The sequence below is a fragment of the Burkholderia sp. Ax-1720 genome, assembly GCF_011753035.1.
GTDB classification, from domain to species: Bacteria; Pseudomonadota; Gammaproteobacteria; order Burkholderiales; family Burkholderiaceae; genus Burkholderia; species Burkholderia gladioli.
Window position 1 is genome coordinate 1 of sequence record NZ_VWWK01000413.1, and the last position, 1523, is coordinate 1523.

1 protein-coding gene is annotated in these 1523 nt (G+C 73.9%); it reads left to right on the forward strand.

Features of this window, described 5'->3' with window-relative positions:
- A partial coding sequence (locus F3J18_RS37305) for an amylo-alpha-1,6-glucosidase (RefSeq protein WP_166917172.1) occupies positions 1–1484 on the forward strand: 1484 nt, incomplete at its 5' end.
- Between the last annotated feature and the right edge of the window lie 39 nt (positions 1485–1523).

Here is a 1523-nt window from a genome sequence, read left to right on the forward strand (position 1 = left end):
AGCCGCTCGCGCGGGCGGGCCGCCCGGGCCTGCGGCGCGCGCTGGTGCAGGTGCACCGCCAGATGCGCGAGCGGCGCCGCAGCATCGCGCGCGTGCGCACCGGCAATCCGCTCTTCAACGCCTGGCTCGACCGCTCGCTGGCCGACCTGGGCCTGCTGACCACCCAGCTCGAGACCGGCCCCTATCCCTACGCGGGCATCCCGTGGTTCTCCACGCCCTTCGGCCGCGACGCGGTGATCACCTCGCTGCAGATGCTGTGGCTGCAGCCCTCGCTCGCGCGCGGCGTGCTGCGCTTCCTGGCGGCGCACCAGGCGCAGGAAACCTCGGCCTTCCGCGACGCCGAGCCGGGCAAGATCATGCACGAGTTCCGTCGCAGCGAGATGGCCGCCACCGGCGAGGTGCCGTTCGCGCTCTACTACGGCGGCGTCGACACCACGCCGCTGTTCGTGGTGCTGGCCGGGGCCTATCTCGAGCAGACCGGCGACACGGCCCTGATCGACGAACTCTGGCCGGCGCTGGAGAAGGCCGCCGGCTGGGTGGCGCGTGCCTGCGACCGCAATCCTTACGGCCTGCTCGACTACCAGAAGACCTCGGAGCGCGGCCTGGCGAACCAGGGCTGGAAGGACAGCCACGATTCGGTGTTCCATGCCGACGGCCGCTTCCCGGAAGGCCCGATCGCGCTGGTCGAGGTGCAGGCCTATGCCTGCGCCGCCTTCGACGCGATGGCGACCTTCTCGACCCATCGCGGCGACGCCGCGCGCGCGGCCGACTACTCGGCGCGCGCGAAGAAGCTGCGCGAGGCGGTGGAGGCGCATTACTGGATGCCCGAGGCCGGGTTCTACGGCATCGCGCTCGATGGGCGCGGCGAGCTGTGTCGCGTGCTGGCCTCGAACGCGGGGCACCTGCTGGCCTTCGGGCTGCCCGAGGCGAGCCGCGGCGAGGCGGTGGCGCGCACGCTCGATTCCTCGCTGTTCCGCACCGGCTGGGGCGTGCGCACGCTGGCGGCCGGCCAGCCGCGCTTCAACCCGATGGCCTACCACAACGGCTCGGTCTGGCCGCACGACAACGCGCTGGCGGCGCGCGGCTTCGCGCGCTACGGTAACAAGACGGCCGCCACCGAGCTGCTGCGCGCGCTGTTCGAGGCGGCGGTCAGCTTCGACATGCGCCTGCCCGAGCTGTTCTGCGGCTTCCCGCGCCGGCGCGGCGAACCGCCCACCGCCTATCCGGTGGCCTGCCTGCCGCAGGCCTGGGCGGCCGGCTCGCCGTTCATGATGCTGCAGGCCTGCCTGGGCGTGAGCGTCGACGCGGCGCGCGGCGAGGTGCGCATCGAGCGGCCCGCGCTGCCGGACGGCATCGACTGGCTCGAACTCGACGGCCTGCGGGTGGGCGGGGAGACGGTCTCGCTGACCTTCCGCCGGGTCGGCGGCCAGGTGGTGGCGGCCGCGCAGGGCGGCGGCCGCGTCAAGGTGGTGGCCGCGCTGTAGCGCGCGGCGGCTGGATGGCGGGCGTCGCCGGTGCCGAGC